The sequence below is a fragment of the Parafannyhessea sp. LCP19S3_B1 genome (genome assembly GCF_052121955.1).
GTDB lineage: Bacteria > Actinomycetota > Coriobacteriia > Coriobacteriales > Atopobiaceae > Parafannyhessea.
The window spans coordinates 65,843-87,603 of the sequence record NZ_JBQKDH010000013.1; the positions used below are offsets into that span (position 1 = coordinate 65,843).

Consider the following 21,761-nt stretch of genomic DNA (forward strand, 5'->3'; position numbering starts at 1 on the left):
CTATACTTGCATGTAGTTGCCCCAGCACAGCCGCAGAGAGGTCCGCCATGTCCCGATGTTTCGAAGACGTTGCCTATGAGCTTCCGGAGTTTGGGCGCAAGGTGATCCGGGCGCTCGAGGACGCGGGCTTCGAGGCGTGGGCCGTGGGCGGATGGGTGCGCGACGCCCTGCTGGACGCCCCCTCGCACGACGTGGACGTCACGACGTCGGCGCGCTGGCAGGATGCCGAGAAGATCCTGACGTCGTGCGGGTACGCGGTCCATAGGACGGGGGTCGCCCACGGCACGATAACCGCCGTGGTCGAGGGCGAGCCCGTGGAGGTGACCACGTACCGCGTGGAGGGCGACTACACGGACCACCGCCACCCGGACGAGGTGCGCTTTGTGGACGACATCCGCCTTGACCTGGCGCGCAGGGACTTTACCGTGAACGCCATCGCCTACCACCCAGGACGCGGGATCCTGGACCCGTTCGACGGCCGCGGCGACCTGGGGCGCGGCCTCATTCGCGCCGTGGGCGACCCGCGCCGCCGCTTCGAGGAGGACGCGCTGCGCGTGCTGAGGGCGGTGCGCTTCGCGTGCCGCCTGGGCTTCGATATAGAGCCCGGGACGCAGCGGGCGCTGGTCGAGTGCGCGGACGGCCTGGAGGACATCGCGAGCGAGCGCATAGGGCAGGAGCTCGACGGCATCGTGCGCACGGGGCGCATGGGATGGGCCCTCATGAACGAGGCGGAGGTCCTGGGCGAGGCCATACCGGAGCTCGCGGCCATGGACGGCTTCGACCAGCACAGCCCGTACCACGCCTACGACGTGCTCGAGCACACGGCGCGCGTCTGCATGGCGGTCGAGGAGTTCACCGGGGGCATGGCCTCGCCGGCGCTCAGGTGGGCGGCCCTTCTCCACGACGTGGCGAAGCCCGTGACCTTCACCCAGGACGCCGCCGGCCAGGGGCACTTCTTCGGCCACCCCAAGGTGGGTGCCCCCATGTGCGAGAAGATCATGCGCCGCCTGGCGCTGCCCGGCGAGCTCGTCGTGCCCACGCGTACGCTCGTGCGGCTGCACGACCACTACGTGAAGCCCACGCGCCGCTCCGTCCGCCGCACGCTGCTGAAGTTCGAGAACGCGTGCCCGGGGCGCGCGGAGTCGCTCACGTTCGCGCTGCTCGACCTGAAGCGCGCGGACGCGGTGTCCAAGGTGGACCGCGTGGCGGGCTACGTAGTGGAGCTTGACAAGATCTCCGCGCTGCTCAGGCGTGTGATCGCGGACGGCGAGGCGTTCCGCATGACGGACCTCGCCGTGAGCGGGCGCGACGTCATGGAGGCGACGGGCATAAGGCCGGGCCCCGGCGTCGGCATGATCTTGCGCGAGCTGCTGCTGTGCGTGGTGAACGGCGAGCTCCCGAACGACCGCGACGCGCTGCTGCGCAGCCTTCGGGCGTAGGCGCCCGTGTCCGCGCGCGGCCCATGGGCGTCCGTCGAACACAGACCGAACGATAAGAGTAGAAATTGTGGAGCGCCATGCATTTGAGAGTTTCGCTTGCGGAAGGGGCCGAAGGCGCGTATATTACTTTCTCGCGCTGAGGCGCACAGAGAAACCGATTGGGATGTCGTCTAACGGTAGGACAACGGATTCTGGTTCCGTCAGTGTAGGTTCGATTCCTGCCATCCCAGCCATTCTCTTTTATGGCCCCGTCGTCTAGCGGTTTAGGACGCCGCCCTCTCAAGGCGGAGATCACCAGTTCGAATCTGGTCGGGGCTACCAAGTACTCCACGGGCTGCAAGGTCCGTGTGCACGGCCCCGTCGTCTAGCGGTTTAGGACGCCGCCCTCTCAAGGCGGAGATCACCAGTTCGAATCTGGTCGGGGCTACCAAGGACTCTCGCAGGCCGGGCACAGCGCTCGGCCTGCTTTGCTATGGAGCGGCGGCACCGTTGCGGGGAGACGGTGCCGCGGCGCCAACGTGGTGTCTGGATGTTCGTGCCGGGCAACGTCTTTGCAGCTTCCTTTCTGGGTATCATCTGTAAGACTCTGGTTAGAGGCGTGAGGCCGCTCTGTCTCGCGACGCGTCGACGGACCTTGGAGGGCCATGGCGGAAGAGAAGAACACCAACCGGGCGAAGCCGAAGGTCCCGCTCAAGGTGTCGGCCCCGCACGTCTCGGGCGGCGGCGCCCGCTCGGCGTCCGACAACGAGGACAACAAGAACAGCGCCCGCAAAGGCGCGCTCTTCCTGGTGGCCGTCGTCGGCGTGTACGTGATCTACCTCGTCTTCTCGGGACAGATGGGCCAGTTCCTGGACGCGCTCGGCTCCGTGGACGGCTCGTGGGTCCTGAGGGCGTGCCTGTGCTTCGGCATGTACTACGTGTTCGGGGTTCTCGCATACGGCATCGCGGTCTACCTCGACCACGACTCGCCGCTCGGCGTGCGCGACCTCATGAGCGTCGAGGCGTCGGGCGTGTTCTTCGGCAACCTCACGCCCATGATGGCGGGGTCGGTCCCCTCGCAGATCTATCGCATGACGCGCTCCGGGCTCGACGTGGGCGAGGCCAGCGCCACGCAGTTCACGCGCTTCATCGCGTTCCAGCTCGGCGTCGTGCTGTTCGCCGCGATCATGCTCGTGGCGAAGGCGGAGTACTTCTTCCAGACGTACGGCGACCTCTTCTTCCTCAACATCGTGGTGTTCACGGTGCACTTCCTCGAGCTCGCGGGCATCTTCGTCATCTGCCTGTGTCCCCGCTTCGTCATGCGCGTGGGCAACTGGGCCATCCGCCTCGCGACGAGGCACAACTGGCTCAAGGATCCCAAGCACTGGGACGACATGGTGAACGTGCAGGTCATGGAGTTCGCGAACGCGTTCAAGAACGCCGCGAGCGACCTGCCGTCCATGGCGCTGACCCTTTTGGTCACCATGGCGCAGCTGGGCAGCCTCTACATGATCCCCTGGTTCGTGCTCAGGGCGTTTGGCATCCATGCGGACTTCCTCGAGTGCCTGGCTGCCGGCTCCATGGTGCAGATGGTGTCCTCCGCCGTGCCCCTGCCGGGCGGCACCGGCGGCGCCGAGGGCGGCTTCCTCATGTTCTACGGCCACATGTTCGGCCGCTCGGCCAGCGCGGGCTTCCTCATCTGGCGCATCGTCACGTTCTTCGGGCCCACGCTCCTGGCGGCCCCGCTCCTGGGCCTGCGCTCCAACGGAGGCCCCAGCATCTACACGCGCGTCCAGAAGGTAAGGGCGCGGCTGCACGCCAGGGGGCCGCGCTCCTCTCGCGCAAGTGGCACGGCGACCATCTCCGGCTCCATGCTGAGGCAGAAGGCAAAGGGCGCCCCCGCCGCGCGCGCAGCGGGATCGACCACGGCAAAGCACGGCCCCGTCGCCGTTCCCGGCGGCATCCGCGTGCCCATGAGGAAGAAGCCGGCGCAGCCGTCGCAGGCGGCCGCGCCCTCCGCGCAGGGCGAGAAGGACTCCCCGGCAAAGTAGCGGCCGCGTCGTGGCCGCACGCGCCCAGGTGTCTGTGGGCGTCATGTGCGCGGCAGATGGGTTAATTGCGCCGTTGGGAAACGCGGCGTGGCGGCGCCGCGCCGTCTGGAATAATCGATACCGTTGTTTAGGAGCGCGATCGGACCGTCGCCGGTGCGGCGGCCCGCGTGAGAAGGGGCGCCGGCAAGGGTCGGCGCCAACACAAGAGACCGGAGTGCATGCATGGCGGCAAGGGAAGAGATTATCGAGAAGATCGGCCTGCTCAACCATATGGTTGGCGTGGCGCGTCGCATCCGCAGGGACGAGGAGGCCGCGGCGGACCCCAACGTCGCCCGCGTCGTCGCGCTGCTGCGCCTGAAGGACGGCATCCCCACGCAGGAGATGGCGACCGTGCTGGGCATCGACGGCGCGGCCATGGGCGCGACGCTCGAGGCGATGGGTGAGTCTGGCCTCGTCGAGGTGAGGGTGGCCGAGGACGGCTCGAAGTCAGTCGCGCTGACCGAGAAGGGCCGCGAGGACGCACCCGCGAAGGCCGGGCTTCCCGACGTGGCGCTCGACGGCTTCACGGACGAGGAGGCGGACGCGCTCCTGGGCTACCTCGGGCGCATCGAGGCGTCGCTCACCGGCGAGCTGGGCGCGGACTGGAAGGAGCGCGAGGAGGCCCGCAAGGCGGCGAAGCGGCACGAGGACAGGCCTTCCGACCGCGACGCCCGGGAAGGCCGCGGAGGGTTCCGCGGCGGGCGCGACGACAGGCGCGGGGAGCGTGGCGGCTACCGCGGCGGGCGAGACGATCGCAGGCCTTCCGACCGTGGGGGCTTCCGTGGGTCCCGCGACGACCGTGGCGGCTACCGAGGCGGCCGCGACGACAGGCGCGGGGACCGTGGCGGCTACCGAGGCGGCCGCGACGACCGTCGTGGCGGGGAGCGCGGCGGCTACCGCGGGCGCGACGATCGCGGCGGTTCCCGCGGCGGAGCACGTCACCGCGAGGACTAGCACGCCGGCGGGCCCAGCGCCCGCGGCACGCAATGGTACGAGAGAGGCGCCGTTCCGGAATGGGGCGGCGCCTTCTTGCGTGCGCGGGCCGGGAGGGCGCGTCCTTCTCGCCCGCGGCGCGCGGCGGCGCCCGCGGCCGACCCGCGGGCGTTTCCGTTGGCTTACCGGCGCGAAACATGGCGACCGTACGCTGGTGAAGGCGAAGGAGGGGTGCCATGAGGAGCTTTGGCCTGAGGGACGTGCTGGGACCGATCATGGTGGGGCCGTCGTCGTCTCACACCGCGGGGGCGCTGCGCATTGCGCAGATGGCGCGCCAGCTGCTGGACGCCCCGCCCGTGGAGGCGGAGTTCACGCTGTACGGCTCGTTTGCGCGAACGTACCGCGGGCACGGCACGGACCGCGCGCTTGTGGCGGGCATGCTGGGCATGCACACGGACGACCTGAGGATTCGCGACTCGCTGCAGATCGCGCGCGAGCGCGGCCTTCGCTTTGGCATCGCCGTCGATCCCAAGACGAGGGTGTCGCACCCCAACACGGTGGACGTGCGCGTGCGGGACGCGAACGGCGACGAGATCGTGGCGCGCGGGGAGTCCGTGGGCGGCGGCGCGGCGCGGCTGACCATGATCGACGGCCACGGCGTGCAGATAACGGGGGAGTACAACGCCCTCATCCTGTACGAGCGCGACGTGCCGGGCGTGCTGGGCCACATCGCGAGTACGCTGGGCGCTGGCGGGGTGAACATTGGCTCCGTGTGGATGTACCGCTCGCGACGCGGCGGCGAGGCGTTCAACGTGCTCGAGGTGGACGGCCCCGTGCCGCCGGACGTGCGGCAGGCGATACTCGCGAGCCCGGACGTACTACGCATGCGCTTCGTGCCGGCGGACGGCCTGAGCAGCCCGCGTGGGCAGGAGGGCCTGGGTGCGCCGTCCATGGATGCGGGCGAGGCTGAGCGCGCGCTTCCGGAGGTGGACTTCGAGGACGCGGCGGGGCTGCTTGCGTACGCGGACGAGAGGGGCCTGACGCTTGGGCAGGCGTTCATGCGGCGCGAGGAGGTGTGCGAGGCGATGCACGGCCGCCCGCTCGCGGCTGCCGAGCGCTACCTGGACGACGTGCTGCGCGTGATGCGGGATTCCGTGCGCGGACCGCTTGGGGGCGACGTTCGCACGATGGGCGGGCTCATAGGCGGCGAGTCGCGCGCGCTTGCGCGGCTGGCCGGCTTGGGCGGCGCGCTCGCGGGCGGCGTGGACGCGCGCGCCGCGCTGCTTGCGATGGCCGTGCTCGAGACGAACGCGTCCATGGGGCGCATCGTCGCCGCGCCGACGGCGGGGTCGTCGGGCGTGGTGCCTGGCGTGGTCCTGGCCCTGGACGAGGCCGAGAGGTACGGGGACGCGCGGCTGAGGGACGCCCTTGCGTGCGCCGCGGCCGTGGGCTTCGTGGTGAGCCGCAACGCGACCGTCGCGGGCGCGGAGGGCGGCTGCCAGGCGGAGGTGGGCACGGCGAGCGCCATGGCCGCCGCCGCGGCGACGCAGCTTCTGGGCGGGGGAGCCCGGGCGTGCCTTGACGCGGCGTCCATCGCGATGGGAAACCTCCTGGGCATGGTGTGCGACCCCGTGGGCGGCCTCGTGGAGGACCCGTGCCAGAAGCGCAACGCCGCCGCCGCGGAAAACGCGCTCGCGTCCGCGCGCATGGCGCTGGCAGGCGTGAGGCCGTCCGCACCGTTCGACGAGGTGGTGGAGGCCATGCGCCGCGTGGGCGCCGCGCTTCCGGCGGAGCTTCGCGAGACGGCGCTCGGCGGGCTTGCGGCCTGCCCCAGCTGCCGCGGGTGCGCCGGTCGCTAGCGGCGGCCCCCGTCGCGGACGTGCCGGCTTCGGGCGTGGGCGCGGCCCTTCTCGCCCGGCGCTACGCCCGCGGCGGCTGGACGGTGTTGTCCAGGATGAACTCCGCAAAGCGGCGCGACGCCACGGGTAGCGTCTCCCAAGACGCCCACGCGAGCGCGATGTTGCGCACGGGACGCTCGCGGATGGGCCGAACCTCCACGCCGGTGGCGTAGCCCTCGAGCATCGTGCTGTACAGGATCGACACGCCAAGCCCCTCGCGCACCATCGCGAGGATGGAGTAGTCGTCCGTCACCTCGTAGCGTATGCGCGGCCGGGCGCCGGCGCGCTCGAACGCCGTGAGCGCCACGCTCGTCTGGCCCTCGTCCAAGAGGATGAGCGGCTCGCGTGCCAGCTGCTCCAGGCTCACCTCGCGTGACGCGGCAAGCGGGTGGCCCTCCGGAAGCACGGCGAGCATCGTGTCCGTCGCGACGGTGCGGCACGGCAGGCCGGAGCCGTCGCCGTTTATGAAGCCAAGGTCCACGCGGCCCTGCGCGACCCACTGCGCGATGCTGGTGTACTCGCCCTGCCGCAGCACGAAGCGCACGTCCGGGTGCAGCTCCTCGAAGCGGTGCATCAGCGGCGGCAGTATGCGGCGGCTCACGCTCGAGAACGTGCCCACGCGGATCGTGGCGTCCAGGAGCCCCGCCACCTCGCGGCGCCGGCGCTCCAGCTCTTCCTCCGCGTGCGCCACGGCGCGGATGGCCGGCATGAACGTGCGCCCGTCGCCGGTGAGGCTCACGGAGCCGCGCCCGCGCTCCAGCAGGCTCGCGCCCAGCTCCGCCTCGAGCGCGCGCACGGTCTGGCTCACGGCGCTCTGCGTGTAGCCCAGCTCGCGCGCCGCCTTCGTGAAGCTGCCGGCGTCGACCACGCAGCAGAACACCTTGTAGCGGGAAATCCTCATGACGTGCCCCCAACCCTCAACATAAGGAACGCTAATGCAACAATAAAATACATTCGTTTCACTAATCCATACGGCAATGTTATTACATAAGCACAGCAAAACAAGGGAGTGGGGAGCAATCGTGGCAACGGCGGTTATTGGAACACAGACTGCAGACATGCATACGTCGGGGCTCGCGGGCGAGCTTGCGCTGCCACGTGCCGCGCGCCTGGGCGAGAAGGGCCTCGGCCTGTTTCGCGAGGGCCTCGCGGAGGGCGTCCCCATCGCGCTCGGCTACTTCGCGGTGTCGTTCTCGCTCGGCATCGCCGCGAAGATGAGCGGACTCTCGCTGTCGCAGGGCGTAGTCACGAGCTTTTTGTGCAACGCGTCCGCCGGCGAGTACGCCGGCTTCACCATGGTCGCGGCAAACGCCAGCTACCTGGAGCTCGCGGTCATGATGCTCATCGCAAACGCCCGCTACCTGCTCATGGGCTGCGTTCTGTCGCAGCGCTTCAGCCCGGACACGCCCCTGTGGATGCGCGCGCTCATCGCGTTCGACAACACGGACGAGATCTTCGCCGTCAACGTGGCGCACAGGGGCGACGTCCGCCCCGCCCGCGCGCTCGGCCTCATGGCGCTGCCGCTCGTGGGCTGGGCCGGCGGCACGGCCGTGGGCATGCTCGTGGGAGGCGTCCTGCCCAAGCTCGTGGTCCAGGCGCTCTCCGTGTCGCTGTTTGGCATGTTCCTTGCGGTCATCGTCCCGCCGGCGCGCCAGAACCGCGTGGTCGCGGGCGTGGTTGCCGTGAGCTTTGCGGCGAGCCTCGCGGCCTCGGTCGCCCCGCTCCTCTCGTCCGTGGGTGAGGGCGTGCGCACCATCGTGCTCACGCTGGCCATCTCCTGTGCGGCGGCCGTGCTGTTTCCGCACGCGGAGGAGGACGCGGAAGCGGGGGAGGCGTAGCATGGGCTCCATGGGCTGGGGCTACGTCGCCGTCATGGCGGGCGTCACGTTCGCTACGCGCGCGCTTCCCGCAACGCTCATCAGGCGCAGGGTCACGAACCGCTTCCTGCGCTCCTTCCTGTACTACGTGCCGTACGTCACGCTCGCGGTCATGACGTTCCCGGCGATCCTGGGCGCCACGGGCGTGCCCGCGGCCGGCGCTGTCGCCCTTCTCGCGGGCATCGTCCTCGCATGGCGGGGCGCCGGGCTGTTTGCGGTCTCGGGCGCGTGCTGCGCCTCCGTGCTCGCGGTGACGCTTCTGGCCCAGGCGCTGTAGACCGGGCGCCTCTGTCCCGGTCGCCGCATCGCCGTGCCGCGCGCCCGGGCGAGAAGGCCCGCCAACGCGCGTGCGCCCGCGTCGTGGCGTCGTTTGTTTCCATCGTGGTGGCGTTTGGCGTGCCGCGTCGTCCTCGCTTTCCTGAAGCCGTACAATTTATGCAATAGTTTTGACTGCTGTACGCGCGTTTGCGGGAAGGAAGGTACGAATGAGGCTCTCCAAGAGGCTTGACCTGTTTGGGAACGAGGTGTTCGCGGCGCTCAACCTGCGCCGTCGCGAGCTCGAGGCCAAGGGGCACGAGGTGTACGACCTTTCCGTCGGCACGCCGGACTTCGCGCCGGACCAGCGCCTGATAGACGCAATGGTCAAGAGCGCGTCGGACCCGGAGAACTGGAAGTACTCCCTGCACGATCGCGACGAGCTCGACAGGGCCGTGTGCGACTACTACCGCCGCCGCTACGGGGTCGAGGGCATCACGCCCGACATGGTCATGAGCTGCCATGGCACGCAGGAGGGCATGGGCTTCGTGTGTCAGGCCCTCGTGGACCCGGGCGACACCGTGCTGGTGCCGGACCCGTGCTACCCGCTCTTCCGCACGGCGAGCCTGCTCGCGGGCGCCAAGCTCGCGTTCTACCCGCTTTCGGCGGAGCATGACTTCCTGCCGTACGTCGCGGGCATCCCCGACGACGTCGCGGACGCGGCACGCTACATGGTGGTATCGCTGCCCGCAAACCCCGTGGGCTCCGTGGGCACGCCCGAGGTCTACCGACAGATCATCGACTTCGCCAAGGCGCACGACATTGTGATCATCCACGACAACGCGTACAGCGACATCGTGTTCGACTCCAAGGAGCCCGGCGGCTCGTTTTTGGCGTACGAGGGTGCGCAGGACGTGGGCGTGGAGTTCCTCTCGCTCTCCAAGTCCTTCGACGTCACCGGCGTCAGACTCAGCTTCCTCGTAGGCCGCCCGGACATCGTCGCCGCCGCGAAGAAGCTGCACGGCCAGCTTGACTACGGCATGTTCTTCCCAGAGCAGGACGTCGCCATCGCGGCGCTCACGGGCCCGCTCGACGGTGTGGAGCGCCAGCGCATGGCCTACCAGGAGCGGCGTGACGCCCTATGCGACGCGCTCGAGTCCATTGGCTGGGAGCGCCCCAACGCCCACGGCTCCATGTTCGTGTGGGCGCGCATCCCCGGCGGCCGAATGGACTCCGTCGACTTCGTGCTCGAGCTCATGGAGAAGTCTGGCGTCATCGTGACCCCGGGCGCGAGCTTTGGCCCCGCGGGCGAGGGCTTCGTGCGCATGGCGCTCGTGATGCCGCCCGAGCGCCTTCGCGAGGCGGTCGAGAAGATCCACGAGGCCGGCTTCTAGGGGGTACGGGACGCATGGGTCTGCTTGCGCAGATGGCGCTCAACAGCGTCGTCCAGATACTCGTGTTCGCGGCGGTGCCGTGCGTGTGGTGGCTCGCGACGGCGCGCTCCAACTGTGCGTTCGGAAGCTACGTAGGCCTTCACGGCGTGGACGCTCCGGCGCGTCGCCGCGTCGCCGTATGGTCCGTTGCCACTGCTGCGGTATTCGTGCTGGTGTCGGTTGCCGTCCTTCTCGCCCTGGGGAGCGTTCGCTCCGCAACGTCGGCGTTCGCGGGAAGAGGAATCGTCGCGCTACCGGCGGTGGTGGTCTACGCCGTCTTCAACACGTCCCTTCCCGAGGAGCTGTTGTTTCGTGGGTTCGTGCTGAAGCGCCTGCAGGCGTCCTTTGGCTTTGCCGTGGCAAACGCCGTACAGGCAACGCTGTTTGGCCTTCTGCACGGCGCCATGTTCGCATCCGTCGTGGGCGTTCCCAAGGCGTTGCTGGTCATCGCGTTCACAGGGGCAATTGCCTGGTGCATGGGCTACGTGAACGAGCGTCTGGCAGGAGGCTCCATCCTTCCCAGTTGGGCTATACATGCCGCCGCGAACGTGTTCTCCGGCTTGGTGAGCGCGCTCTAATGCGCCGAGCCGGGCGCAGATGTCAAAACGCCTGCGCTCGGTACGCCGGCTCATACGAGGCAGCCGCACCGCCGTCGGCGGCACTTGTGGGGGCTTGGTGGCGTTGGGTCAAATTGTATCGGTAAGCAAACATTCCCGCCTTTGCCATGCGCCAAGAGTGCTAGTATGAATCCCGCACGAAATCACGTCGGAGTGGCGGAATTGGCAGACGCGCTAGCTTGAGGTGCTAGTGACTGACTAAAAGGTCGTGCGGGTTCAAGTCCCGCCTCCGACACCACGTGAACACAGGTCCCCATCTGCTTAGGTCGGTGGGGACTTTCGCTTACCGGCGCAATTAATGTCCACTGCGCAGGGCACCATGGATGCAAACCGGGACGACGAGGATGGGGGACACTGTGATGGTTGCGACGTTGAGGGACTGCATGTACGGGCAGGCGGTCGGCGACGCCCTGGGTGTCCCGTTCGAGTTCATGTCGCGCGACACGTTTCGCTGCACGGGCATGACGGGCTTCGGCTCGCACGACCAGCCCGCCGGCACCTGGAGCGACGACACGTCCATGGCACTTGCGACCTGCGACAGCATCAGGGAGCGTGGCTGCATCGACCCTAAGGACATGCGCCGACGCTTCGAGTCCTGGTATCGCGACGGCGCGTATACGGTGGACGGCCTGTTTGACATCGGAGGAACGACGGAGCGCGCCCTCCGGGACAGCTGTGGGTGCGCCGGGGAGTTCGACAATGGCAACGGCTCGCTCATGAGGATCCTCCCGCTTGCCTTCACGAGCGCGACGGACGACGAGGTCCGCGCGGTCTCGGCGATCACGCACGCGCATAGGACGTCGACGGAGGCCTGCGTAGACATGGTGCGAAGGGCGCGGATGCTCGCGGGCGGGGCGACCGTGGCCAAGGTCGCGGGCGCATATGCGGGCATCCCGCGAGGGGAAGTCCGCTCGGGCGGCTACGTCTTGGATACCGCGCGGGCGGCGCTCTGGTGCCTTGCGAACACCTCCAGCTTTGGGGAGTGCGTCCTTGCGGCGGTGAACCTGGGGGATGACACTGACACCACGGCTGCCGTCGCTGGTGGCCTCGCGGGCATCGTCTACGGCGTGGACGGCATTCCCCGCGCGTGGCTCGACGGCCTGCGTGGCAAGGACGTGATCGAGAGGTGCCTGTTCCAGGCGCTAGAATAGGCGAGAAGAACACCTGCGAACACGCAATGGAGGAATGCCATGGCAGCGACGTTTGACGAGAAGGCAAGGCAGCGCTACATAGATCGCGCGCTCGAGCTTCACCACTCCGGCTACAACTGCGCCCAGAGCGTGGTCTGCGCCCTGGGCGACCTGACCGATATGGACGAAGACGCGCTGTTTCGCGTTGCGGAGGGCTTTGGCGGCGGCATGGGCGGATTCACGGAGACGTGTGGAGCACTCTCCGGCGCCGTCGCCATCCTCGGCCTACGCACGAGCGGCGGCACGGCAAACCCAAAGACGAAGGCGCGCACGTACGCGAGAACGAGGCCCGTCGTGGCGGCGTTTAGGGAGAAGAACGGCACCACGCGCTGCCCAGAGCTCAAGGGCATGACGGGAAGACCCGTCCTGCGACCGTGCGACGGCTGCATCGAGGATGCCTGCAACCTGCTGCTGGACGCCGTGGAGGCGGAGTAGGCGCGGCGGGCGTGACATCGTACAGGCGGGCTTACTTGCCGGTTGCCTTTCCGCATCCCGTGCGGCACGCGCTGCACGCGGATGGGGCGGCGGCAAGGCCGCCGAGCGCCGTCTCGCGCAGCGCGGACGGAAGCGAGTCCCCGACGGACTTCATGGCCGCGACGACCTCGTCGAACGGCAGCGGGTCGAGCACGCCCGAGAGGGCGAGCTGGGCCGCGCTCACGGCGTCGACGACGCCTATGACGTTCCTGTCCTGACACGGGTACTCCACGAGCCCGCGCACGGGATCGCACACCAGTCCCAGCAGGTTCGCGATGGCGGTCGAAGCGGCGGAGAGGCAGACCTTGGGGTCCGCGCCCATGAGCTCCGCGACGGCGGAGGCCGCCATGGCGGCCGCGGTTCCCACCTCCGCTTGGCAACCGCCCTCGGCCCCCGCGACGGAGGCGTTCCTGGCCACGATTGCCCCAATGGCACACGCGTTCCACAGGGCACGGGTAACCTGCTCGTCCGTGGCGCCCAGCGACTCCGCCACGGCGAGCACGGCGCCGGGGATGACGCCGGCAGAGCCCGCGGTGGGCGCGGCGACGATCACTCCCATGGTCGCGGAGCGCTCCAGCACGGCCATGGCGTAGGCGCAGGCCCTCGAAAGCGTCTCTCCCATGAGCGCAGCGGCAAGCCTCGGCGCGGCGTCGTGCACGGCCTTGGCCTGTCCGCCAAGCAGCCCGCCGAGCGATGGGAGCGACTTCTCGATCGGTGCCACCGTCTCTTCTCGCATGACCTGGAGCACGTGCGCCATGAGGGCGTCCGCGTCCTGGGTGGGGAAGAGCTCCAGCTGCCTGCGACGCATGACCTCGCCGATGGTGGCGCCCTCGCGCCCCGCGAGCGAGAGGAGCTGCGCGCCGGTGTCGAAGCCAAGGGCGAGCGTCGCGTCCGGCGACACCTGCGCGGCTCCGGGCACGTTCACGAGGTTCGCGAGCGTGATGTTGGGGGCGCGGCGCAGGTACTCAAGGAGCGCCTGGTCAAGCCCGCCGTCCACCTCGAACACGGTGTAGGCGCGGCCACCTCGGTGCTCGCGGAACGTGCGCATGGTCGCGATGTTCACGCTGCCGGCGGAAAGCCCGCTCGTGAGCGCCGCAAGGACGCCCGGCCTGTCCTGGTGCGCCACGAAGAGCGTGGGGTAGTCGCCCGTAATCTCCACGGCGATGCCGTCGATGGAGCTGATGCGCACGCGACCGCCGCCAAGGGACTCTCCTGTGACGGACATCCGCGTGCCATCCGCGCCCTCCATCGAGATGGTCACGGTGTTGGGATGGAGTCCCGCGCCGGCGTCGGACGGCACGAACTCGAAGTCGAGGCCCAGCTCTCGCGCGAGCTCGAACGAGTCGCGCACGCGCACGTCGTCCGGCGCGAGGCCCATGATGCCGGCCACGAGCGCACGGTCCGTGCCGTGCCCGCGATACGTCCGCGCGAACGAGTTGTACAGCGTGAACGTGACGCGGCTGAGGGGCGAGGGCCCAAGCGAGCGCGCGACGAGCGCTATCCTGAGCGCGCCTGCGGTGTGCGAGGAGGAGGGTCCCACCATGATGGGGCCGAGGATCTCGAATGCTGACGTCGTCATCATGGCATGGACCTCCGACAGAAGAAGGCCGCCGACGCTTGGCGCCGACGGCCTGACGCGTTTTCCGCGTGCTAGTGTCTCATTATTTCGAGCGTGTTACAAGCCCTGTGGCCCCTACTTCGCGAGCGGCAGCGCCCTCTCGAGGCGGGCGAGCGCGACGTCGCGGCCCAGGAGCTCGAGCGACTCTCCCAGCGGGGGAGACACCTGGTTTCCGCACTCGGCCACGCGCACGGCGCCGTAGAACTTGCGCTTGTTCGTGCCGAGGGCGTCCGGCAGCGGCTCGAGCGCGGCGTCGATGGCCGCGGCGTTCCAGCCGTCCGCGTCCACCGCGGCCAGCGCGTCGCGGGCGGCCTCGAGGTAGCCGCGCGCGCCGTCCTTCGCGAGGTTCTTGTTGACGCTCTTCTCGTCGAACTGGACGTCCTCGCCCCAATAGAGGAAGCGGCTCTTCTCGACCACCTGCGGCGCGAGCGTGGTGCGCGGCTTGAGGACGCTGGCGAGAAGGTTGAACCATGCGGGCTTCGCGGCGTATGCGGCCTCGGCGTCCGCTGCGCTCTCCAGGCCTGCGGAGACGAGCTGCGGCACGAGCTGCGTGCGCGCGAACTCCTGGTCCGTCATGGCCTGCAGGTACTGGCCGTTGATCCAGTCGAGCTTCTTGAGGTCGAACGTGGCGGGGTTCTTCGACACGTGGTCGAGCGAGAAGCTCTTGGCAAGCACGTCGCGCGGCACGATCGTGGTGTCGCCGTCAAGCGCCCAGCCCAGGAGGGCCAGGTAGTTGACGAAGGCGTCGGAGTCGTAGCCGGCGTCGCGGTACTCCTCCACGGACGTGGCGCCGTGGCGCTTGCTGAGCTTCTTGCCGTCCGGGCCCAAGATCATGGAGATGTGGGCGAACGTGGGCGTGGGTGCGCCCAGGGCCTCGTACACCATGATCTGGCGCGGGGTGTTGGACAGGTGGTCGTCGCCGCGGATCACGTGGGTGATGCCCATCATGGAGTCGTCCACAACCGTGGCGAAGTTGTACGTGGGCGTGCCGTCGGAGCGGAAGATGATGAAGTCGTCCAGCGTGTTCGCCTCGAACGTGACGTCGCCGTGGACGGCGTCGTGAACCACCACGTCGCCGCGGTCCAGCGGCACCTTGATGCGGATGGTGTGCGGCTCGCCGGCGTCCACGCGGCGCTGGGCCTCGGCCGGGTCGATGTCGCGGCACGTGCGCTGGTAGCCCTGGAACGGGTCGTGGCGCTCCTGGGCGGCCTTCTTGTCTGCGGCGAGCTTCTCCGGCGTGCAGAAGCAGTAATAGGCCCTGCCGTCGGCAACGAGGCGCTCGGCCGCCTTGCGATAGATGTCCAGGCGCTCCGTCTGCCAGTAGGGGCCAAAGTCGCCGCCCACCTCGGGACCCTCGTCCCAGTCAAGGCCCAGCCACTTCATGGCGCGCAGGATGATCTGCGTGTTCTCCTCCGTGGAGCGGGTGGGGTCGGTATCGTCGATCCTCAGGATGAACGTGCCGTGGTTGGCGCGGGCGAATGCCCAGTTGTAGATGGCGGTGCGGGCGCCGCCCACGTGCAGCTTGCCGGTGGGCGAGGGCGCGAAGCGCACGCGTACGGGACGTGCTTCGGTGGAACTCACGATTGCGTGACCTTTCGTGTTGTGTGCTCAGTACAGTCCGAACAAGTATAGCCGCTTGCGGCCGTGCCTGCGCGCGGGTGCGCGGGCCTACATCAGCTTCGTGCTCTCGATCTTCTCCTCTATCCAATGGTTCAGGCGGACGACGGGCTTGCGGAGAAGCAGGCCCAGCAGAAGCGACGGCACGAGGAACAGCGCGAGCCTACCCATGGCGACCCAGAAGTCCGCACCGTACAGGCCGGCGATGGCGCAGCGCATGGCCTTCTCGGCATGTACGAACGGCAGGAACGGATAGACGGCCTGGAACGCCTTCGGAAGCATCTGCGGCGGGAACGTGCCGCCGGAGCCCGCGACCTGGATGACCATGAGCAGCACGGCGATGGCCTTGCCCACGTCGCCAAATGCGGCCGTGAGCGAGAAGATGATGTTGACGAACACGAGCGACGCGAACCATCCGCACAGCAGGAACAGCCACGGGTGCAGGCACTGTATGCGGATGAAGAACAGGTCGCCGAGAAGGACGAGCGACGACTGCATGAAGCCGATGATCAGGAAGAACGTCAGACGCCCGAAGTACGCGTGGCGTGGCTTGGCACCCGTCTCGCGCATGGCGGCCTCGGACGGGTTGCACCGGACGAGCGCGCACAGCACGACGCCGCCGACCCAGATGGCGAGCGTGGTGTAGAACGGTGCCATGGCGGAGCCGTTGTTCGCGACGGGGTAGATCGCAACGCGGTCCGTCTGGACGGGGGAGGACACGAACTCCGCAAGGCTCGTGGGGCCGGCGGAAAGGATCGTGCGGATGGTCTGCATGTCGCCTGAGTCGATGGCTGCCTTCACGGTCCCGCGCATCGAGTCGAGCTTGCTTGCGCCGTCGCGCAGCTTCTTGGACGTGGTGCCGAGGTCGCCCTCGATCTTGGAGAGGCCCCTCAGCGTGCCGGACGTCGTGTCGCTCACGTCCGCCATGGTGGATGAGAACTTGCCCACGAGCGCGTCCGCGTCGCTCGCGGCGCCGTCGATGGTGTCCGCGAGCCTGCCGAGAGATCCCCTGAGGCCCTGCTCGTAGCTGGCCTGGACGCCGGTGACGCTGCCCTTCGCACGCTCCGCGAGCGCCTCGAGCTCGGCCTTGGACGCGTCCGCGTCGCCCCTGGAGCGGTCGATGTCGTCGATCGTGGACTGAATGCCGTTCGAGAGGTCGTCCAGGTCCTGGATGGCCTTGGTGACGCGGTCGCCCAGCCCGTCGATCGTCAGCTTCAGCTCGCTCACGCGCTGGACGGTCACGGGATCGCCGTCCTTGCCCAGGCTCTGCTCCCACTGGGTCGCGATGGTGTCCGTGCCGTTCAGTTTGGACTGGAAGTCGCGCAGGTTCGCGTCTCGGGCGTCCACCTCGGCCTTCACGTCCGCGAGCGCGCCGCGCAGCTTCTGCGTGGAACCTCCCGCCGTGGCGTACGCGGCATCGATTGCGCCCTTCACGTCGTCGAACGTGGAGGCGCTCTTCTGGAGCGCGTCGTTTATGGACGTCGTCGCCCCGTCAACCGCGGTATCGAGCTTTCGTACGCCAGAAGACGTCGTGCGCATGAGGTCGCCCGTGCCGTTGCCGCTTTTTGCGGCAGAGGAGAGCATGGCGTCGGAGTTTTCGAGCAGCGACCCCGTGGACGACACGAGCGCCTGGTAGCTGTCGACGCTTGCGGCCACGTCGCGCAGGTCCTGGGCGCCGTCGCCCAGGATGGAGTCCAGCCTCGTCACGAGGTTCAGGGTCTCCTCGTCCGTCAGCGTGCCGGATAGGTCGGAAAGCACCCCGGCGAGCACCTCCGTGAGCGACTGGTCGAAGCTCTGGTCGATGGAGTTCTGCACCGCGGTCGAGACCTTGCCGGTCACGATGGTTCCGATGGCGTTCTTCTTCTCGTTTACGGCGTAGATCACCTTCGCGTGGCGCACGCTCTTAGACAGCACGGTCATCATGTCCGCGCTGAAGTCCTTCGGGAACACGATAGCGGCATAGTACTCGCCGGAGCGCACGCCCTCCAGCGCCTTGTCCTTCGTGGTGACCACGTAGTCGACCTTGTCGGATCCCTGCAGGTCGCTCACCATGCGCTCGCCGATGTTGATGTTCGCGTGCATGAGCTTCGTCTTGTAGCCCTCGTCCGCGTTCGCGAGCGCCACCTTCAGCTCGCCGGTGTTGCCGTACGGGTCCCACGCGGAGTAGATGTTGAACCATGCGTAGAAGCATGGGATCACGATCATGCCCACGCAGACCACGAGGGCGATGACGTTGTTGATGACGTGACGGAAGTCACGCCTTATGAGCGAGAAGAGCTTGCTCACTTTGCGTCACCACCCTTCTGGTCCTGGGCGTCCGCTTCGGTCGCGCCGCCCTCCTTCGTGGTCTCGTCGCCGCGGCTGATGCGGGTGGTCTTCTCGCCCGCGCCCGTGAGGGCCGTGACGTTCAGGATGAGCCGCGTGGGCTCGCCATCGTCCTTCTCGCCCGCGTCGGGAGCCTTCTGCGCGTCCGCGCCCAGCCTTGCCTGCGCGTCTGTCGCAGGAGCGTCCTGCGCGCCTGTTACCTGGGCGTTCGCGCCGCCGTGGTGAGCGGCGCGGCGTTGGTCGAACTCCGTCCTGAGCCTGCCGATGCGGCTTCCGATCTTTCTGGAGCGCAGCGTGCCGCCGGCCTCGGGGGCGCCGTCCGTGGCGTCGCCTGTGGCCGAGGTGCCCGCGCCTTTCTCGATGAGCATGGTCTCTATGGGGGCGAACGCGAAGAACTCCTGCTTGAGCTTGTCGCCCAGAAGGTCGTACAGCTCGTCCTCGCTCATGTCGGACAGGCGCGTCTTCTGTCCCACGCGGTAGTGGAAGTACTCCGTCACGATAAGGAACGTGCAGATGACGATCATGGAGCAGATCCACAGCGTCATGATCACCATCTTGAACGGCAGCACGAACATGAGGACGTTCAGGGCGATGGGGATGACCATGAGCGCGATGAAGCCGCGGCGCACAAGCACGGGGTACATGAGCTCGAAGCGCGCGGCGCGCGCCTCGAACGTGCGGCGGTACTCGGTGGAGTTCGTGAGGGCCTTGATGATGGTCGTGAGCTTGAAGTGCGCCTCGTCCATGTTGTAGCGCTCGCTCACCATCATGTCCGTCTCGCGAAGGCGCTTGTCGAACAGCGCGTTGATGTTGAGGAGGTGGCGCCTGGCGCCAAGGCCCACGAGCAGCGCGATGGGCATGTACGCAAGGAGAAGGACGGCGATGTTCGTGCCGTAGTAGCTTCCGTAGAAGCCGGCGATGGCCTCGCGCATGGCGTTGTTGCCGTACGTGAACGGCAGGAGCGGCTCGAGCGCCTGGAAGAAGCCGGGCATCATCTCGATGGGATAGGTGCCGGAGGAGCCGGGGATCTGGAGGATGACGAGGATGACGCCGAGCGCCATGCCGATGTGCTTGAACGCCGTGGAGAGCGAGAACACGATGTTGACGTAGACGAACGACTCGACCATGCCCGCGGCCACGAAGGCGACGGGGCTCAGGCACTGGATGCCCAGGGCCAGGTCGCCGACGCAGCAGATTATGGCCTGCACTTCTCCCAGAAGCGAGAAGAGCAGTGCGCGTCCCACGTAGCCCTGCCACGGCTTGAACTCGCCGACGCCCTCGTCGTCCACCTCGCGCTTGTAGATGGCGACGAGAACGAATCCACCGACCCAGAGCGCGAGGTCCGTGTAGAACGGCGTGACGCCGGAGCCGTAGTTGCGGACGGGGTAGATGGCCTGCTCGGACAGCTCGACGGGAGAGGTGAAGTAGTTCTTCAGCACGTCGGGGTTGATGCCGGAGACGCTCGTGAGGTCCTTGTACGCCTGGGTCGTCTGCAGCGCCGAGACGTCGGATTCGAGGCCGGCGAGCGTGTCGACCGCCCTCGAGATGGAGTCGCGCGTGGACGCAAGGGCGGGCTTCGCCTGGGCGAGCACCTGGTCGAGCTGGTCGAGGGTCGCGCTCACCTGCTCGAGCGCGGGCGAGATGCCCGCGACGACGGAGCTCACGCCCGAGGCGGCCTGCGAGAAGTCGTCCAGCGCGCCGTCCACGGCGGGAATCGTGGTTTCGGAGAGGTTTCCCTGCACGTCGGACAGGGCCGAGGCGCTCGTCTGGATGGAGTTGTTCACGGCGGAGGAGAGGTTGCTCACGCTTGCGGCACCGCCCTTCACGTCGTCCGAGAGCGCCTTGAGCGCGTCGAGTCGCGCCCGCATCTGGTCGCTCATGCCGATGAGGTACTGGATCTCGGTCTCGAGGCTTCTGGTCACCTCTGTCTGGGCGGTGAGGGAGTCTCCGGAGAGTCCCTTGATGCTGACGATGGTGTCGCGGCTGTACTCGAGCTTCGCCTTCATGTCCTGCGTCTGGGTGAGCGCGGCCTCGAGTTGGGCTATGGCGTCATCGAGCCTGCCCTGGGCCCAGCCCACGTCGCCGGCGAGTCTGCCGACGTCGTAGTTCGCCTTCGTGGACATGTTCGTGAGGGCGAGCGTGCCCGAGGTGAGCGAGCTGCCGAGGCGGCTCCTGAGGTCGGCTGCGTCCGCTCGGGCACCCTTGAGGTCCGTCGAGGCCGTACCGAGCTTCTGGGAGATGCCCTTCGTGGTGCCGTCGAGGCTCGTGATGGTCTCCTTCGCCGAGGCGACGGTCTTGCGCGCGTCGTCGATGGAACGACCGGCGTCGTCGATGCCGCCGGAGAGGTCGTCGAGCGATTCCCGCACGGTCTGGATGTCGGCCTGGAGGCTGGAGCCGGCGCCCGACGCGCCGTCGAGAGCCTTGTCCGCCGCGGCACCGAGCTTGTCGGAGATGACGCCCGCGACCGTTCCGGCGAACGTGTTGTTTATCTGGTTCTCGATGGTGGAGGCGCCGGTGTCTGTCACCTTGGGCGCGACGGCGTTTTCCTTCTCGTTCACGTAGTACTTGATACGGGCCTTCGCGGTCTTGCCGTCGATGACGCCCGCGAGCGTCGAAGTGAAGTCCTTGGGGATGACGATGGCGGCGTAGTAGTCGCCGGCGCGGACGCCCCTCATGGCCTTTGACATCTTCACGAAGCGCCAGCCGAGCTGCTTGTTGTCGTGGAGCTTCTCTACGACCATGTCGCCGGCCGAGATGTGTCCCATGTCGCCGACCGTCGCGCCCTCGTCCTGGTTGACGATGGCGATCTGGATGTCGCTGGTGTTCTTGTACGGGTCCCAGTTCGCGAGGATGTTGAACCAGGCGTACAGGGACGGGATGATGCAGACTCCGAGCGTGATAATGAGGGCGACGGGGTTTTTGAGGATGCGCCTGATGTCGCGCCAGAAGATCCTGAGTGCTGTCTTCACGTGCAGACTCCTTGGCTTGCGTAGCTGTCTCGTGAACGTGTGCGTCGTGCGTGGCGGCAACGGTGCGCGTGCCAACGTCGCACAGTAACTCCATAATGAAGGATAGGATAGCTCTCAAATGCCTGCTAGCGATTTTTGAACTCGTGTCAAAAATCTACACTCGTGATGCTATGATGACGTCGGATCTAAACGTCTCGGGAGATGCGTCATGGGACTTGTGAACGAAAAGACAGCAGCTGAAATAGCTGATGGCGTGCGTGCCGCCAAGAGCGTCGCGCAAAGCGCCCTCGGCGAGCAGATGGAGCGTCGCAAGCAGCGCATCAAGTCCGTCTCGAAGACGCGCAAGAGCCGCGCCACGCGCGAGAGGATCATGACCGCCGCGTCCGAGCTCATGGTGGAGCGCGGCAACACTGACTTCCAGATGAGCGAGGTCTCGGCCAGGTGCCACATGTCGAAGGGCGCGCTGTACTACTACTTCTCGGACAAGGACGAGCTTGTCGAGGCCGTGCTTGAGGCGTCGGGAGACGAGCTCGTCTCCGCGATCGAGGAGGCCGTATCCCAGGCGGCGTCCGCCAGCGAGGCGCTCGAGAGCCTGTTTTCGGAGCTGTCCCGCCGCATGCGGACGAGGAGCCCGCTCGTGCTCGCGCTCACGGTCGAGCTTTCAAGCATGGGCGGCGAGCTCTTCTCGGCAGTGAGCGGTCAGCTGTCGCGCATCGTGCGCATCATCGGAGAGCTGCTCGAGCGGGGAAAGGGCGAGGGCTTCGTGCGCCAGAACGTCGACACGAGCCTGGCGGCCGTGTACCTGTGCGGAGGCCTCGTTGGGACGACGGTCGCGTCCGCGTCCGGCGTCATGCAGGGGTCGGACGCGCTCGGCAGCTCCCTCATGGAGCTTCTCGCGCACGGCGTGGCGCCGCTGGGACTGCGGCTTCGGCGAGACGACGGCCAGGCAGAGGGGGTCGTCACCCAGGGCTAGGCTTTCCGCGGGCCGTGCGGCGCAAGCGCGCGGCCGCTTGAGGCACATATATATGAGCGGAGCTCCCGTTGGGG

General features: G+C 67.9%; 16 protein-coding genes and 4 tRNA genes. 15 read left to right on the forward strand and 5 right to left on the reverse strand.

What is annotated here, in order from left to right:
• Positions 1-47 precede the first annotated feature (47 nt).
• The 7 genes from ACTQWE_RS08440 to sdaAA all read left to right on the forward strand — a co-directional run bounded on the left by ACTQWE_RS08440 (position 48) and on the right by sdaAA (position 6,300).
• Positions 48-1,439 (forward strand): CCA tRNA nucleotidyltransferase, encoded by a 1,392-nt coding sequence (locus tag ACTQWE_RS08440; RefSeq protein ID WP_441856771.1) that lies wholly within the window; start codon positions 48-50, stop codon positions 1,437-1,439.
• Between the two features lie 159 nt (positions 1,440-1,598).
• Positions 1,599-1,672, forward strand: a tRNA-Gln gene (locus ACTQWE_RS08445).
• An 11-nt stretch (positions 1,673-1,683) separates the two neighbouring features.
• Positions 1,684-1,760 (forward strand) — tRNA-Glu (locus ACTQWE_RS08450).
• A 32-nt stretch (positions 1,761-1,792) separates the two neighbouring features.
• Positions 1,793-1,869: transfer RNA gene (locus tag ACTQWE_RS08455), tRNA-Glu, on the forward strand.
• Positions 1,870-2,083: 214 nt separating this feature from the next.
• The gene (locus ACTQWE_RS08460; RefSeq protein WP_441856770.1) at positions 2,084-3,469 is read left to right on the forward strand and encodes a lysylphosphatidylglycerol synthase transmembrane domain-containing protein; all 1,386 of its coding nucleotides are present in this window, start codon (positions 2,084-2,086) and stop codon (positions 3,467-3,469) included.
• Positions 3,470-3,691: 222 nt separating this feature from the next.
• Entirely contained in the window at positions 3,692-4,462 is a 771-nt protein-coding gene (locus ACTQWE_RS08465) for a MarR family winged helix-turn-helix transcriptional regulator (RefSeq protein WP_441856769.1), read from the forward strand.
• A 215-nt stretch (positions 4,463-4,677) separates the two neighbouring features.
• Entirely contained in the window at positions 4,678-6,300 is a 1,623-nt protein-coding gene (sdaAA, locus tag ACTQWE_RS08470; RefSeq protein WP_441856768.1) for an L-serine ammonia-lyase, iron-sulfur-dependent, subunit alpha, read from the forward strand.
• Positions 6,301-6,361: 61 nt separating this feature from the next.
• Here sdaAA and ACTQWE_RS08475 read toward each other — a convergent pair whose 3' ends face one another.
• The gene (locus tag ACTQWE_RS08475) at positions 6,362-7,240 is read right to left on the reverse strand and encodes a LysR family transcriptional regulator (RefSeq protein WP_441856767.1); all 879 of its coding nucleotides are present in this window, start codon (positions 7,238-7,240) and stop codon (positions 6,362-6,364) included.
• Positions 7,241-7,397: 157 nt separating this feature from the next.
• Between ACTQWE_RS08475 and ACTQWE_RS08480 the strand changes: the two genes are divergently transcribed.
• From ACTQWE_RS08480 to ACTQWE_RS08510, 7 genes are all read left to right on the forward strand, one after another.
• Positions 7,398-8,177, forward strand: coding sequence for an AzlC family ABC transporter permease (locus ACTQWE_RS08480; RefSeq protein ID WP_441856766.1), 780 nt, complete (start codon positions 7,398-7,400; stop codon positions 8,175-8,177).
• Position 8,178: 1 nt separating this feature from the next.
• Positions 8,179-8,493, forward strand: coding sequence for an AzlD domain-containing protein (locus ACTQWE_RS08485; protein ID WP_441856765.1), 315 nt, complete (start codon positions 8,179-8,181; stop codon positions 8,491-8,493).
• A 208-nt stretch (positions 8,494-8,701) separates the two neighbouring features.
• Positions 8,702-9,865 carry a pyridoxal phosphate-dependent aminotransferase gene (locus ACTQWE_RS08490; RefSeq protein ID WP_441856764.1) on the forward strand — a complete coding sequence of 388 codons (1,164 nt, stop codon included), beginning with the start codon at positions 8,702-8,704 and terminating at the stop codon, positions 9,863-9,865.
• A gap of 14 nt (positions 9,866-9,879) precedes the next feature.
• Entirely contained in the window at positions 9,880-10,482 is a 603-nt protein-coding gene (locus ACTQWE_RS08495; RefSeq protein WP_090847883.1) for a CPBP family intramembrane glutamic endopeptidase, read from the forward strand.
• A gap of 186 nt (positions 10,483-10,668) precedes the next feature.
• Positions 10,669-10,759 (forward strand) — tRNA-Leu (locus tag ACTQWE_RS08500).
• A 121-nt stretch (positions 10,760-10,880) separates the two neighbouring features.
• Positions 10,881-11,672 (forward strand): ADP-ribosylglycohydrolase family protein, encoded by a 792-nt coding sequence (locus ACTQWE_RS08505; protein ID WP_090861806.1) that lies wholly within the window; start codon positions 10,881-10,883, stop codon positions 11,670-11,672.
• Positions 11,673-11,711: 39 nt separating this feature from the next.
• On the forward strand, positions 11,712-12,146 hold the full coding sequence (locus ACTQWE_RS08510; RefSeq protein WP_441921577.1) for a C-GCAxxG-C-C family protein: 435 nt from the start codon (positions 11,712-11,714) through the stop codon (positions 12,144-12,146).
• Between the two features lie 31 nt (positions 12,147-12,177).
• On the opposite strand, the gene sdaAB is transcribed toward ACTQWE_RS08510, so the two are convergent.
• The 4 genes from sdaAB to ACTQWE_RS08530 form a co-directional block, all read right to left on the reverse strand.
• Positions 12,178-13,767: an L-serine ammonia-lyase, iron-sulfur-dependent subunit beta gene (gene sdaAB, locus ACTQWE_RS08515; protein WP_441856763.1), complete on the reverse strand. Its 1,590-nt coding sequence runs from the start codon at positions 13,765-13,767 to the stop codon at positions 12,178-12,180.
• Positions 13,768-13,878: 111 nt separating this feature from the next.
• Entirely contained in the window at positions 13,879-15,384 is a 1,506-nt protein-coding gene (gltX, locus tag ACTQWE_RS08520; RefSeq protein ID WP_441856762.1) for a glutamate--tRNA ligase, read from the reverse strand.
• Between the two features lie 87 nt (positions 15,385-15,471).
• Positions 15,472-17,706: a YhgE/Pip family protein gene (locus ACTQWE_RS08525; protein WP_441856761.1), complete on the reverse strand. Its 2,235-nt coding sequence runs from the start codon at positions 17,704-17,706 to the stop codon at positions 15,472-15,474.
• A complete protein-coding gene (locus ACTQWE_RS08530) occupies positions 17,703-20,714 on the reverse strand; it encodes a YhgE/Pip family protein (RefSeq protein ID WP_441856760.1) in 3,012 nt (1,003 codons plus the stop codon). The genes ACTQWE_RS08525 and ACTQWE_RS08530 overlap by 4 nt, the downstream gene beginning before the upstream one ends.
• A 208-nt stretch (positions 20,715-20,922) precedes the next feature.
• On the opposite strand from ACTQWE_RS08530, the gene ACTQWE_RS08535 reads away from it, so the two are divergent.
• Entirely contained in the window at positions 20,923-21,687 is a 765-nt protein-coding gene (locus tag ACTQWE_RS08535; RefSeq protein WP_090845768.1) for a TetR/AcrR family transcriptional regulator, read from the forward strand.
• Positions 21,688-21,761 lie beyond the last annotated feature (74 nt).

Excerpts from the sequence above, each read along its gene's own strand:
- ACTQWE_RS08535 (WP_090845768.1), top strand. The coding sequence starts at position 20,923 with ATGGGACTTGTGAACGAAAAGACAGCAGCTGAAATAGCTGATGGCGTG.
- ACTQWE_RS08510 (WP_441921577.1), top strand. The coding sequence starts at position 11,712 with ATGGCAGCGACGTTTGACGAGAAGGCAAGGCAGCGCTACATAGATCGC.
- ACTQWE_RS08465 (WP_441856769.1), top strand. The coding sequence starts at position 3,692 with ATGGCGGCAAGGGAAGAGATTATCGAGAAGATCGGCCTGCTCAACCAT.
- ACTQWE_RS08495 (WP_090847883.1), top strand. The coding sequence starts at position 9,880 with ATGGGTCTGCTTGCGCAGATGGCGCTCAACAGCGTCGTCCAGATACTC.
- sdaAB (WP_441856763.1), bottom strand. The coding sequence starts at position 13,767 with ATGATGACGACGTCAGCATTCGAGATCCTCGGCCCCATCATGGTGGGA.
- ACTQWE_RS08480 (WP_441856766.1), top strand. The coding sequence starts at position 7,398 with ATGCATACGTCGGGGCTCGCGGGCGAGCTTGCGCTGCCACGTGCCGCG.
- ACTQWE_RS08505 (WP_090861806.1), top strand. The coding sequence starts at position 10,881 with ATGGTTGCGACGTTGAGGGACTGCATGTACGGGCAGGCGGTCGGCGAC.
- ACTQWE_RS08460 (WP_441856770.1), top strand. The coding sequence starts at position 2,084 with ATGGCGGAAGAGAAGAACACCAACCGGGCGAAGCCGAAGGTCCCGCTC.
- sdaAA (WP_441856768.1), top strand. The coding sequence starts at position 4,678 with ATGAGGAGCTTTGGCCTGAGGGACGTGCTGGGACCGATCATGGTGGGG.
- ACTQWE_RS08475 (WP_441856767.1), bottom strand. The coding sequence starts at position 7,240 with ATGAGGATTTCCCGCTACAAGGTGTTCTGCTGCGTGGTCGACGCCGGC.
- ACTQWE_RS08440 (WP_441856771.1), top strand. The coding sequence starts at position 48 with ATGTCCCGATGTTTCGAAGACGTTGCCTATGAGCTTCCGGAGTTTGGG.
- ACTQWE_RS08485 (WP_441856765.1), top strand. The coding sequence starts at position 8,179 with ATGGGCTCCATGGGCTGGGGCTACGTCGCCGTCATGGCGGGCGTCACG.
- ACTQWE_RS08490 (WP_441856764.1), top strand. The coding sequence starts at position 8,702 with ATGAGGCTCTCCAAGAGGCTTGACCTGTTTGGGAACGAGGTGTTCGCG.